The following is a 12,470-nucleotide window of genomic DNA, read 5'->3' as shown; positions in this document are numbered from 1 at the left end:
ATTATCACCCTGGTTTTAACAGCTTCTTTTAATTATATTTACACCTGCATTCGCATAATTTCGTTGTAAGCGTCAATTACTTTTCTCTGTACCTGTACTCCAGTTTCCAGTGTAATACTTGCTTTTTGAGCTGAGATCATTACATCATGAAGGTTCTCCACATTACCATTTGCTAATCCCTCTGTTTGCTTGTCAGATTCTAATTGAATATGATTTAAATCCTCTATAGCGTTTTTTAACATGGAAGAGAAATTACTTTGTACTTCGTTTGGAGTTACACGCGAAGGTTGTTCATTTCCAATTTTATTTAATGAAGGAAAATTAGTACCAGCTATATTCATTCCACTATACCACCTTTATTTTAGTTTCTTCCTATCTCTAATGCTTTCATCAGCATTCCTTTGCTGGCATTGAAAGCTGTCACATTTGCTTCATAAGAACGGGAAGCACTCATCATATCGACCATTTCTTTTAAAGGATCTACATTTGGCATTTCTACGTAGCCATCCTCATCTGCATCAGGATGTTCCGGATTATAGACAAGCTCAAATGGTGTCTGGTCCTCAACAATTCCTGTGGCTCTCACACCACCGTCAGAGCCATTGGCACCTTCAGCATATTTTAACATTTGCTTAAATGAAGGCTGTCCTGTACCAAAGGTAGCCATTTTCCGGCGATACGGTTCGAATTCCCCATCTGCATTTTGTGTAGCCCGGGTTGTCTGCGCATTCGCCAAATTGGAAGATACTAAATCCATGCGCAATCTTTGGGAGGTCAAGCCGCTTGCACTGGTATTCATTGACTGAAAGATAGACATTTTTAATTTCCTCCTCGAATAACGGATTGTAAACTGCTGAATTTCCCATTCATACGATCAATAAGACTATTATAATAGATTTGATTTTTAGCCAGCTCTGACATTTCTTTATCGATATCGACATTATTCCCGTTATGATTATATGTAGTTGATGAATCTTTCATAATACGAAAAGGCTTATTTTCACTTTCATTAAAATCCAAATGACGTGCATTAGTCTTTTTTGCTTGAAGAACACCCATCTCATTTTCTAAAGCAGATTTAAAGCTTACTTTTTCAGCTTTATAATTCGGTGTATCTGCATTTGAAATGTTATTGGAAATAGCATTATTCTTTGCAGAAGCATACTGTATCGAACTTTCTAACTGGTTAATAGTTCCGCTAAATAAATCCATTTGTATTTCACACCTTCTTTTTTAGCATTGACACCCATAAATGATATTCATTATACGAATTAATTTTAAATTAAGTAATTGATAAAGTCTATGCAATTTCTACATAATTCTTGACAATTCTCAAAATGAATCCTTAAGACTAGAACTTAACACCTAAACATTTGATAATTCATGATAAATTATTACAAAATAACACAGAAAATAAAGCTATATATCGAAAAATGATCAAAAACAGGTAATTAGACCTCTTTTTTCATTCTACCCTTTCCAGCCAAGGAATTCAATATACTCATTTTAATTTTTATTTAAATCTAATTTACTATAAATATATATTTATTTCTCAACATATATTAGAAAGCTTAATTTCTCACTTTTAATGTTGCGCATGAAGACTTCTACATCATTAAAATACTTCTTTGAAATTGCCATTACTCATTCTGTCCTTTGTAGCCAAAGTTACAGCAAAGGACAATTAAACCAGATTTATTCATCATAGACCTGTTCAGAGAACGTTTTTTGAATTTTTTTCGCATTAAAAAAACCAAGAAAATCACTTGGTCTTTGAAACACTTGTGTTCTTGCCGTGGAGATGTCCGTTACGGGAAGTCGCTTTCCGCGGGCAACGCCTCAGTCTCCCCGAAAGAAGACCACTTTCTGCGGGGTCTTCACCTGTTGCTTTTCCCGCAGGAGTCGACTTCCCTCCGCTCCCATCTATGCAGAAATATGTTTTATTTGCTTTTTTACAAAAGAGTAAAGCTAATTTTAGCGACGGTTTTGGATGGGGAGAGTAATCGCAGTCCCAGTCCCGGAAGAAATACACGGAGACTCCTGTGGGAATGCGTAAAAACAGAATTGGAAGTTCGGTTAAGTTCGCGACGTCCTGTCTCAGGCACCAAACTGACATACGTCCTGTATGCCCCTGCAGAAAAAAAGTGCTCTTCTTTTTTTCGAGGAGATGAGCTCGGGGCCCACGGAAAGCGTAGTGTATTTCTGGGGCCTAAGATTACTCCCCCCATGAAACCCGCTGAAGGGGCTGACTTCAGCATTTATATATTTTTTCTTATTCCTAAAAAAAAGCAGTGAGGGAATATTCCTCCACTGCTTTTTTATCAGTTTATTTAGCGTGTACGGATTTTTTCCAGTTCTACTAAGAACTTATCATTTAATACTTTAATATAAGTTCCTTTCATACCTAAAGAGCGGGATTCAATAACTCCGGCACTTTCCAGCTTACGAAGTGCATTAACAATTACAGAACGTGTAATTCCAACACGGTCAGCAATCTTACTTGCAACTAATAAGCCTTCTTTTCCGTTTAATTCTTCAAAAATATGATCAATTGCTTCTAGTTCACTATAAGACAGAGAGCTGATTGCCATTTGTACAACAGCTTTGCTTCTTGCTTCCATTTCAATTTCTTCTGTTTTCTCATGAAGAATTTCCATCCCTACTACGGTTGCACCGTATTCAGCCAATAATAAATCATCATCATTAAATGTTTCATTTACGCGGCCAATGATTAATGTGCCGAGACGTTCTCCACCACCGATAATTGGAACGATTGTAGTGTAGCCATCTTTAAATAATTCTTTATTTTCAACAGGAAACACTGTGTGCTTGTTATCAATATCAAGGTTTGCAGTAGTCTCGCGGATTTCCTGTAATCCTTCTGTATATTCTGCAGGAAATTGCTTTTCTTCAAGCATTGATTTCATACGATCATTTTCTACCTCTTGATTTACTGCGACACCTAATAATTTTCCACGTCTGCTGACAATATAGACATTCCCGCGAATCACATCACGTAATGACGCTGACATTTCATTAAAGTTTACTGACTTTCCTGTTGCTGTTTGTAACATTGCATTAATTTTTCTTGCTCTAGTTAATAAATCCATTTGATATTCCTCCATTTTAGAATTTTAAATTATAGTATGTTCAAAAAGTAGTCAAATTAGAAGCAAGAAGGTCAAGGCGACATGACTTTTACGAACGGCCTTCCACAGGATGTGGTGACTTCTGTGTTGTCCACAGGACGTGGACGTTCTTAACAGAAGTTCCTCGATGCTTTTTAATAAGTGAGTAACGCTTTTGGTGGGGCGAGTAATCGCAGCCCCATCGTAAAAGTCATGTCAACTAAAGTGTTCGCCGCTTATCATTTGGGGCTTTTTGAACTTCCTCTTATAGTATAAATTGGCTGAGATCCTTGTTTTGAGCAATAGTCGAAAGCTTATCATTAACATATCCCCCGGTAATTTCAACTTCTGTCATTGAAATATCAGGAGCTTCATAGGATAGGTCTTCTAATAATTTTTCTAAGATAGTGTGCAATCTGCGTGCTCCGATGTTATCTGTATTCTGATTCACATCAAAAGCAATTTGTGCAAGTCTTTCTATAGCTTCGTCCGTAAATTTAAGTTTTATACCTTCTGTTTCCAGCATTTTCTTATATTGTTTTAATAAAGCATTGGAAGGCTCTGTTAAAATTTGCTTAAATTCATTGATTGTAAGCTTTTCTAACTCTACGCGAATCGGAAATCTGCCTTGCAGTTCAGGAATCAGATCAGAAGGCTTCGACATATGAAAAGCTCCTGCTGCGATAAAAAGGATATGATCCGTTTTTAACGCTCCATGCTTGGTGACAATGGTTGACCCTTCCACAATTGGCAGGATATCTCTTTGTACACCTTCTCTGGAAACATTTGCAGAGCCTTCTTGTTTTCCAGCAACTTTATCAATTTCATCAATGAAAATGATACCTGTTCGTTCAGAACGTTTAATAGCTTCCTGTGTGACCTCATCCATGTCGACAAGCTTTTGTGCTTCTTGCTGGGTCAAGACTTTTCTCGCCTCTGAAACGGTTAATTTACGTTTCTTTTTCTTTTTTGGCATGAACTGACCAAAAGCATCCTGCATATTCATCCCCATTTGTTCCATTCCCGAACCTTGCAGCATGTCAAACATAGATGGCGGAATTTCTTCCACTTCAATAGAAACATAATGGTCTTCCAGCTCGCCTAAAGCCAGCTGGTGGGCTATCCGCTTTCTCTTTGATTTAATTTCTGATTCTTCATTAGAAGAATCATCCTCTTGATCTTCATCCGAATCAGAAGATTGAAACAGCATTTCAAAAGGGTTTTTCACAGAATTTTTAGATTTTGTTTGAGGGACAAGCAGTTTTATAAGCTTTTGGTTTGCTTCTTTTTCTGCAGAATCCATAACATCTTCCATCTTTTCTTCTTTCACCATTCGAACAGCTTTTTCAACTAAATCACGAACCATTGATTCAACATCTCTGCCGACATAACCAACTTCTGTAAACTTTGTAGCTTCTACCTTAATAAAGGGCGCACCTGTCAGCTTGGCAAGACGCCTTGCAATTTCGGTTTTTCCTACACCTGTCGGCCCAATCATTAAAATATTTTTGGGCACAACTTCATCCTGAAAATCTTCGTCCAGCTTCATACGTCTATAACGATTTCTAAGGGCCACAGCCACAGATTTCTTGGCCTGCTTCTGCCCTATAATATATCGATCTAACTGAGTCACAATTTGCTTTGGCGTTAAGTCTGCCGTCATCAAAAGTATCCTCCCTTATCAAGACTTCATTAAAAGCATGAAATCACTTTAAAAAAGATGTGCATAAAGTTACCAGCCTATCACTTGGGGATAAGTAACCACAACCCCAAGTGACAGGCTACAAACCCTTTAGTTGACGTTTTTTAAACACTTCGTTAAAGTTTTATTCCAACACTTCTAATGTAATCTGATCATTGGTAAACACACAAATATCTCCTGCAATTTCTAATGCTGTCTGTGCAATTTCAGCAGCAGACAGCTGAGGAGCTTTTTGCAGCAATGCTCTGCCGGCACTTAACGCATAATTGCCTCCAGAACCAATAGCTAAAATACCATCGTCCGGTTCGATAACTTCCCCCGTACCAGATACAAGGTACATGCTATCTCTATTCATTACTATCAGCATAGCCTCCAGTTTTCTAAGAACCTTATCAGTACGCCATTCTTGTGCTAATTCAACAGCCGCTCTTGTCAAATTACCATTAAAAGCCTGTAACTTATTTTCGAATTTCTCAAACAGCGTGAAAGCATCTGCAACAGAGCCGGCAAATCCTGCCAGAACTTTACCATTATACAAAGTCCTTACTTTTTTTGCAGTATGCTTCATAATAACAGCATTACCCAATGTAACCTGGCCGTCACCACTCATTGCACACTTTCCATTATGCTGCACTGCAAATATAGTTGTGGCGTGCATCCCAGAATCCATATATCCACCTCATCTAATTTTTAATAGTAAAGTAAGAATACAATTTTGCAGAATTTATTTTTGTTTCGAAAATAGCCGCATCCAGCTCCGGGCGCCCAACAGCTACTGCAGCTTCCCTCAGCTCCGTATGATAAGTCAACATCGACTCCTACCGTCGTCGTGTTTCCTTTATCTCCTGCTCCTCAGTCCAGTTCATACGTTGCTGAACGGGCGCTCTTCGCTTTAGATTCTCACTTGAGCGCGGATGACTTTTCATATAAGCCTTCTTCAAATGCTCTTTAGAGACATGTGTATATATTTGTGTAGAGGATAAACTTTCATGCCCTAACAATTCTTGTACTGACCTTAAATCGGCTCCCTCATTCAGCATATGTGTTGCAAATGTATGTCTGAGTTTATGAGGATGTATTTGAATATTTAAAGAAGCTTTTTCTACTATTTTATTTAACACAGTACGAATGCCTCTTGTCGTTATCGGATTTCCTCTTGCATTTAGAAATACATTCTCTGTCATGTTATTTGATTTATTCAGTAAATTTTTCCTTCCATTAATCAAATACTTTTCTAAAGCAGCTTCTGCAAAACTGCCAAAAGGGACATAACGTTCTTTACGTCCTTTTCCTTTAACAAAAATAGTTCCTATTGAAAAATCAATATCCTGCACCTGCAGCTGCTGACATTCACTGACCCGGATTCCGGTTCCATACAAAACCTCCAGCAGCGCCTGGTCACGCTGCCCTAAATCCGACATCAAATCACTTACATTAAAAAGCTTCTCCAGCTCTTCTTCATAAAAAAAGCCGGGTACAGGCTTTTCTGCTCTAGGCAGTGTAAGCTGTATAAACGGATTCGCCACAACGAGCTTCTCCCGTTCTAAAAAACGGTAAAAGCTTCTAAGGGAAGATATTTTTCTGGAAACAGACCTTCTGCTTAATGAAGCGTCATACAATTCTGTAAGAAATACCCGGACTTCCCGATAACTTACTTCTTTTAAATCATTTACGTCTTCTCTTTGCATAAAAGCTTCGAATGTTTCTAAATCGCTCCGATAATATTGCACAGTATACGGTGAGGCATTTTTTTCAATTTGCAAATACTCTATAAATTGATCCATATATGCTTTTAAATTCACAAAGAATTCACCCCATCATCGTATAACGGATAAAGCATAGCATAATCCATATAAGAATGCAATGAACTTAACGCAATTGTAATAAAATTCTGAAAGGTGCTTACGGTTAAGAAAATTCAATGAAATGAAGAAACATTTAACCAGGTAATTAGAAGTTATATACATTCCCTTTTACCTTATTTTTCTGTAAATAGATAGAAGAGAATCATCAGCTATGGTGTAAGATTCTCTCAGGCAAAGGGACGGAAATAACTATTCAAATAATCCGGGGCAATATTATCATTCAACTTATCGTTTATCTTCTGTAAAGGTAATTACCTTACCAACTAGTGATTATAATAACAAATGTATTTTTAGTCAACTTTAATGTTCTTATATTTGTTATTACATTTGAGATTAGATTGTTATATTCCAATTTATATTCTTTATCCACAATAAAAATAGCTAATTAAATAATCAGCTATTTTTGTGCAACTTCCTTATATTCACAATTGGAACATTGAACTTGCGTTTCTTTTTTACTTTTCTTTTCAACAAGCATGGAGTCACATTTCGGACAGCTTCTGGCAATAGGTTTATCCCACGAAACAAAATCACATTCCGGAAATTGGTCGCAGCCATAGAATGTTCTTTTTTTCTTCGATTTTCTTTCTACTACTTCGCCTTTATGACACTTCGGACAGGTGACACCAATTTTCTTTAAGATCGGCTTTGTATTTCTGCAATCAGGAAAATTGGAACACGCTAGAAATTTACCGTATCTCCCCATTTTATAAACCATCTCATGTCCGCATTCTTCACAGGTAATACCAGCAGGTTCATCGCGTATTTCTACCTTTTCCATTTCAGCATCTGCTTTTTCAAGCCGTTTGCTGAAATCTTGATAAAAGTCATCAATAATTTGAATCCATGCGGTTTTTCCTTCTTCGACAGAGTCTAAATCTGTCTCCATTTTTGCAGTAAATTCCGCATTAATCACTTCTGGGAAAAATTCTTCCACGAGTTCACAGACAATGGTACCCAGTTCAGTAGGAACAAACCGTTTATTATCAATAGATACATAACCTCTGCGTTGAATCGTATCTAATGTTGGTGCGTAAGTAGATGGACGGCCAATCCCCATCTCTTCCATTGTTTTTACCAGTCTCGCATCTGTATAGCGTGGCGGCGGCTGTGTAAAATGCTGATTCGGTTTCACTTCTTTGGACTCAACCTTTAGACCTTCTTCTAAGTCCGGCAGTATTTTATCTTCCACTTTTTTGTTATCGTCATTGCCTTCTACATAGACCTTCATAAAGCCTTTAAACTTTATTTTTGAACCGGTTGCACGAAATTCTACTCCGTTATTTAACAGATGTACTGTCATAGTATCCATTACAGCCGGTGCCATTTGGCTGGCGACAAAGCGTTCCCAGATCAGCTTATATAATCGCAGCTGATCTCTTGATAAAATATTCCTTAGTTCCTTTGGATCGCGTAAGGTTGATGTCGGACGGACGGCTTCATGGGCATCCTGGGCGCCGCTTTTATTTTTAACAGGTCCCTGTTTGCCTAAAAATTCATCTCCGTAATTCTCTTTTATATAGTTTTTTGCTTCTTCCTTTGCTCCATCCGAAATTCGGGTAGAGTCTGTACGCATATATGTGATTAGACCTGTAATCCCGCCTGAAGAACGCCCCAGATCAATTCCTTCATATAATTGCTGGGCAATCATCATTGTTTTCTTTGCCCGAAAGTTAAGCTTTCTTGCTGCTTCCTGTTGAAGTGACGATGTTGTAAATGGAAGTGCGGGATTTCTTTTTCTTTCCCTTTTGTTCACGCTGTTAATCGTAAACTCTTTTCCGTCCAGCTTCTTTTTAACCTCTTCGACATCATCTTTTGTTTTAAGCTTTGTTTTCTTGCCATCAATACCATAGAATGAGCCTTCAAATGTCTCATTTCCTTTTGCAAATATCCCATCAATGGACCAGTATTCTTCAGGCTCAAAATTCTCTATTTCTTTTTCTCTATCAATAATCATTTTTAAAGCAACAGATTGCACACGTCCTGCACTCAGTCCCTTTTTCACTTTCTTCCATAGTATAGGACTGATATTATAGCCGACTAACCGATCAAGGATACGGCGTGCCTGCTGTGCATCAACTAAGTCCAGGTCTATTGGACGGGGATGTTTAAAGGATTCTTTAATGGCATCCTTTGTAATTTCATTAAACACGACACGGCATTTAGATTTCTCATCAACATCTAAAATATGTGCCAAATGCCATGCAATCGCTTCTCCTTCACGATCCGGATCGGCTGCAAGATATATTTTTTTTGCTTTTTTTGCTGATTTTCTTAAGTCTTTAAGTATATCTCCTTTTCCTCGAATGGTAATATACTTTGGTTTATAATTTTCCTCTACATCTACTCCCATTTGACTCTTTGGCAAATCCCGAAGATGTCCCATGGAAGCTTTTACTGTATATTTTTTTCCTAAATATCGTTCAATCGTCTTTGCTTTCGCTGGCGACTCAACGATAACGAGATAATCTGACATGTACGTTCCTCCCATAATGAGGTTGACAATTTACGAATAGAAATCGCTCCTAATATTATAGATAGAATACGATTTTGTCAAACACTATTTATTGAATAATTGAAAATAATAATTCCACTCTGTGTAAATATCCTCGGCGGATTGTATTAATTTTGCGCCATTTTGAATGAGCTCATTACAACCTGTGCACTGTTTTAAAAGTGGACTGCCCGGAACAGCGAACACATCTCTTCCTTGATCCAGAGCTTGGTCAACAGTAATCATTGTTCCACTCTTCTTCATTGCCTCAATAACTAAAGTCCCCATTGTCAAACCGCTTATAATCCGATTTCTTTCTGGAAAATGATATTTTTGAGGCGGCTGATCAGGAGGATATTCTGACAGAACCAGCCCATCTTTTGCTATTTGCTGGTACAGAGGAATATGCTCCCGTGGATATATCGAATGAAACCCGCTTCCCAGAACAGCAATCGTATTCCCTCCCCGCTCTAATGTCAACCGATGTGCCATACTGTCAATCCCTCTGGCCATCCCGCTGACAATAACCCAATTAGCGTCAATAAGAGGGGTTACTGCAAAGTTAAGCTTTCTAAAAGCTTCATTAGATGGATTCCTTGTACCAATAACACTAAGCGCCGGCTGTTTTTTTAAAAGATCGGGATTTCCTGCTCCGTATAAAACGAGCGGTGCGTCTTTAATTGTATTTAACATATTGGGATAATATTCGTCAACTAATGTGATGATATGATATTCTCTTATTTCTGCCAGAATCTTCTTTTTTAAATGGGTATTATGAAGATCTTTCAAGAGGATTTGTGCTTTTTTCTGAGGAATTCGAATAATTTTTGACAATTCTTGAGAGGAAATTTGATAAATTTTTTTTAATTCAGGATCCAGTTCGATCCATTTCCGGATAAAAGCGCGGCCAGCATAACGGCATCGGCTGAGATGAATGAAATCTAGACGATCAATATGATAATTCAATGCATATAATTCCCCTTTCAGCTAAAATGAGAAGCCTGGACAGAATCTTGCCTCTATCTGACAGTGAGATAGAAGCTTCCTATTCCGGCAGGCTTCTTTAAAATAATTTATAACAGGCTTAGTGTGTCTTACATTTTTCTTCCAGGCCTTTTTCTTTTAATGCTGCAATCATTGTTTCTCCCATTACAGCAGGTGTATCTGCTACTTTAATGCCACAGGACTCCATAACACGGATCTTTTCATCCGCTGTACCTTTCCCTCCGGAGATAATCGCACCGGCATGACCCATGCGTTTTCCTGGAGGTGCCGTTACACCGCCGATAAATCCGACTACCGGTTTTGTCATATTGGCTTTGACCCATTCAGCAGCTTCTTCCTCAGCTGTACCGCCGATTTCACCAATCATGATAACAGCTTCCGTTTCAGGGTCTTTATTAAACTCATCTAACACATCAATGAAGTTTGTTCCATTAACCGGGTCGCCACCAATACCAACTGCTGTTGTTTGTCCATAACCAGCTTCTGTTAATTGATGAACTGCTTCATACGTTAATGTACCAGAACGGGAAACAACACCGATATGCCCTTTTTTATGAATATATCCAGGCATAATGCCAATTTTGGTTTCATCAGCAGTGATGACACCTGGGCAGTTAGGTCCGACAAGACGTGTTTTCTTGCCTTCCATATAGCGTTTTACTTTGACCATGTCCATTACTGGAATATGCTCTGTAATACAGATAACTAAATCAAGCTCCGCATCTGTTGCTTCGATAATTGCATCTGCAGCAAAAGGTGCCGGTACATAGATAACAGATGCAGTTGCTCCAGTAGCTTTTACTGCATCTTCCACTGTATTAAAAACAGGAACCCCTTCTACTTCCGTACCTGCTTTTTTAGGAGTAACACCGCCAACAATTTTTGTACCATATTCTAACATTTGCTTTGTATGGAAACGTGCAGTTCCACCTGTAATCCCTTGGACTATTACTTTTGTATCTTTATTGATATAAACACTCATTCTAAGTCCGCCCTTTCCTATTATACGTCCTTTATTTGTAAGTAATCATACGGTAACTACTTTATTTCACTGCAGCAACAATTTTTTCTGCGCCATCTGCCATAGAAGCTGCAGAAGTAATATTCAGACCTGATTCGTCTAAAATTTGTTTTCCGCGCTCTACGTTTGTACCTTCTAAACGAACAACTAACGGGATAGTTAAGCCGATTTGTTTGGTTGCTTCTACAACACCTTCAGCAATGACATCACATTTCATAATTCCGCCAAAAATGTTTACAAAAATTCCTTTTACATTTTTGTCTGAAAGAATGATTTTAAATGCTTCTGTTACTTTTTCAGCTGTAGCACCGCCCCCCACATCAAGGAAGTTAGCCGGATCGCCGCCATAGTGTTTGATAATGTCCATTGTAGACATTGCTAAACCGGCACCGTTTACCATACATCCGATATTTCCATCTAATGAGACATAGCTCAAGTCATATTTGGAAGCTTGTATTTCCTTTTCATCTTCTTCACCTAAGTCACGTAATTCCGCTATGTCTGGATGACGGTACAGCGCATTATCATCAAAGTTTAATTTTGCATCTAAGGCAAGCACTTCATTATCACCTGTTGTTACCAACGGATTGATTTCTGCAATAGAGCAATCCTTTGCAACAAAAGCTTCATAGAGTGCTGTCATAAATTTAACTGCTTTACCTAGTAATTCATTCGGTATATTAATATTAAATGCCAGTCTTCTAGCTTGATAAGGTGCCAAGCCGACAACAGGATCAATCACTTCTTTGAAGATTTTCTCAGGAGTTGCTTCTGCCACTTCTTCAATTTCTGTGCCGCCTTCTTCAGACGCCATCATAACAACCCTGGATGTTGCCCGGTCAAGTACAACCCCTACGTAATATTCTTTTTGAATATCACAGCCTTCTTCAATAAGTAAACGTTTTACTTCTGTACCATCAGGACCGTTTTGATGTGTTACAAGTGTCTTCCCTAAAATTTCATCCGCATATGTACGAACTTCCTCCAGGCTCTTCGCAACCTTTACACCGCCAGCTTTTCCACGTCCACCTGCATGGATTTGTGCTTTGACAACGGTTACAGGTGAGCCAAGCTTTTCTGCAGCTTCTACAGCTTCGTTAACTGAATAGGCAACATGACCGTTCGGAACTTTTACACCAAATTCTCGTAAAACTTGCTTACCTTGGTACTCATGAATGTTCATCTTCCATCCTCCTATCAAAATCAATGCAATACTATTGTATTAAAAATATATAAAATAAACAAGAAATAGAGA

The 12,470-nt window shown here is 38.2% G+C and carries 12 protein-coding genes; all 12 read right to left on the bottom strand.

Annotated features, from left to right (window positions below; translation table 11 throughout):
• Window positions 1–38 precede the first annotated feature (38 nt).
• Complete coding sequence (gene fliE / locus IEX29_RS13870) at window positions 39–341, bottom strand: flagellar hook-basal body complex protein FliE (protein ID WP_188734986.1); 303 nt, start codon at window positions 339–341, stop codon at window positions 39–41.
• A gap of 20 nt (window positions 342–361) precedes the next feature.
• Window positions 362–817 carry a flagellar basal body rod protein FlgC gene (gene flgC, locus IEX29_RS13865; RefSeq protein ID WP_188734985.1) on the bottom strand — a complete coding sequence of 152 codons (456 nt, stop codon included), beginning with the start codon at window positions 815–817 and terminating at the stop codon, window positions 362–364.
• A 2-nt stretch (window positions 818–819) separates the two neighbouring features.
• On the bottom strand, window positions 820–1,212 hold the full coding sequence (flgB, locus tag IEX29_RS13860; RefSeq protein ID WP_188734984.1) for a flagellar basal body rod protein FlgB: 393 nt from the start codon (window positions 1,210–1,212) through the stop codon (window positions 820–822).
• A 1,118-nt stretch (window positions 1,213–2,330) separates the two neighbouring features.
• On the bottom strand, window positions 2,331–3,110 hold the full coding sequence (codY, locus tag IEX29_RS13855; RefSeq protein ID WP_077601158.1) for a GTP-sensing pleiotropic transcriptional regulator CodY: 780 nt from the start codon (window positions 3,108–3,110) through the stop codon (window positions 2,331–2,333).
• Window positions 3,111–3,393: 283 nt separating this feature from the next.
• Entirely contained in the window at window positions 3,394–4,791 is a 1,398-nt protein-coding gene (gene hslU / locus IEX29_RS13850) for an ATP-dependent protease ATPase subunit HslU (protein WP_188734983.1), read from the bottom strand.
• A 163-nt stretch (window positions 4,792–4,954) separates the two neighbouring features.
• The gene (hslV, locus tag IEX29_RS13845) at window positions 4,955–5,500 is read right to left on the bottom strand and encodes an ATP-dependent protease subunit HslV (RefSeq protein WP_188734982.1); all 546 of its coding nucleotides are present in this window, start codon (window positions 5,498–5,500) and stop codon (window positions 4,955–4,957) included.
• A gap of 13 nt (window positions 5,501–5,513) precedes the next feature.
• A complete protein-coding gene (locus tag IEX29_RS27035; protein WP_268239056.1) occupies window positions 5,514–5,642 on the bottom strand; it encodes a hypothetical protein in 129 nt (42 codons plus the stop codon).
• A gap of 6 nt (window positions 5,643–5,648) precedes the next feature.
• A complete protein-coding gene (gene xerC, locus IEX29_RS13840; RefSeq protein WP_188735168.1) occupies window positions 5,649–6,614 on the bottom strand; it encodes a tyrosine recombinase XerC in 966 nt (321 codons plus the stop codon).
• 478 nt (window positions 6,615–7,092) lie between these two features.
• Window positions 7,093–9,171: a type I DNA topoisomerase gene (topA, locus tag IEX29_RS13835; protein WP_188734981.1), complete on the bottom strand. Its 2,079-nt coding sequence runs from the start codon at window positions 9,169–9,171 to the stop codon at window positions 7,093–7,095.
• An 84-nt stretch (window positions 9,172–9,255) separates the two neighbouring features.
• A complete protein-coding gene (gene dprA / locus IEX29_RS13830) occupies window positions 9,256–10,155 on the bottom strand; it encodes a DNA-processing protein DprA (RefSeq protein WP_229720226.1) in 900 nt (299 codons plus the stop codon).
• Between the two features lie 118 nt (window positions 10,156–10,273).
• Window positions 10,274–11,176 carry a succinate--CoA ligase subunit alpha gene (sucD, locus tag IEX29_RS13825; protein WP_077601153.1) on the bottom strand — a complete coding sequence of 301 codons (903 nt, stop codon included), beginning with the start codon at window positions 11,174–11,176 and terminating at the stop codon, window positions 10,274–10,276.
• 61 nt (window positions 11,177–11,237) lie between these two features.
• A complete protein-coding gene (gene sucC, locus IEX29_RS13820) occupies window positions 11,238–12,398 on the bottom strand; it encodes an ADP-forming succinate--CoA ligase subunit beta (RefSeq protein WP_188734980.1) in 1,161 nt (386 codons plus the stop codon).
• Window positions 12,399–12,470: the final 72 nt, after the last annotated feature.

Origin of the sequence: Oceanobacillus neutriphilus (genome assembly GCF_014645515.1) — a bacterium.
Classification (GTDB): Bacteria; Bacillota; Bacilli; order Bacillales; family Amphibacillaceae; genus Oceanobacillus; species Oceanobacillus neutriphilus.
The sequence above is the reverse complement of the archived record's forward strand: the minus strand, read 5'-3'. Positions and strand labels throughout refer to the sequence as shown.

Excerpts from the sequence above, each read along its gene's own strand:
- sucD (WP_077601153.1), bottom strand. The coding sequence starts at position 11,176 with ATGAGTGTTTATATCAATAAAGATACAAAAGTAATAGTCCAAGGGATT.
- hslU (WP_188734983.1), bottom strand. The coding sequence starts at position 4,791 with ATGACGGCAGACTTAACGCCAAAGCAAATTGTGACTCAGTTAGATCGA.
- hslV (WP_188734982.1), bottom strand. The coding sequence starts at position 5,500 with ATGGATTCTGGGATGCACGCCACAACTATATTTGCAGTGCAGCATAAT.
- flgB (WP_188734984.1), bottom strand. The coding sequence starts at position 1,212 with ATGGATTTATTTAGCGGAACTATTAACCAGTTAGAAAGTTCGATACAG.
- xerC (WP_188735168.1), bottom strand. The coding sequence starts at position 6,614 with ATGGATCAATTTATAGAGTATTTGCAAATTGAAAAAAATGCCTCACCG.
- topA (WP_188734981.1), bottom strand. The coding sequence starts at position 9,171 with ATGTCAGATTATCTCGTTATCGTTGAGTCGCCAGCGAAAGCAAAGACG.
- sucC (WP_188734980.1), bottom strand. The coding sequence starts at position 12,398 with ATGAACATTCATGAGTACCAAGGTAAGCAAGTTTTACGAGAATTTGGT.
- flgC (WP_188734985.1), bottom strand. The coding sequence starts at position 817 with ATGTCTATCTTTCAGTCAATGAATACCAGTGCAAGCGGCTTGACCTCC.
- codY (WP_077601158.1), bottom strand. The coding sequence starts at position 3,110 with ATGGATTTATTAACTAGAGCAAGAAAAATTAATGCAATGTTACAAACA.
- fliE (WP_188734986.1), bottom strand. The coding sequence starts at position 341 with ATGAATATAGCTGGTACTAATTTTCCTTCATTAAATAAAATTGGAAAT.
- IEX29_RS27035 (WP_268239056.1), bottom strand. The coding sequence starts at position 5,642 with ATGTTGACTTATCATACGGAGCTGAGGGAAGCTGCAGTAGCTGTTGGG.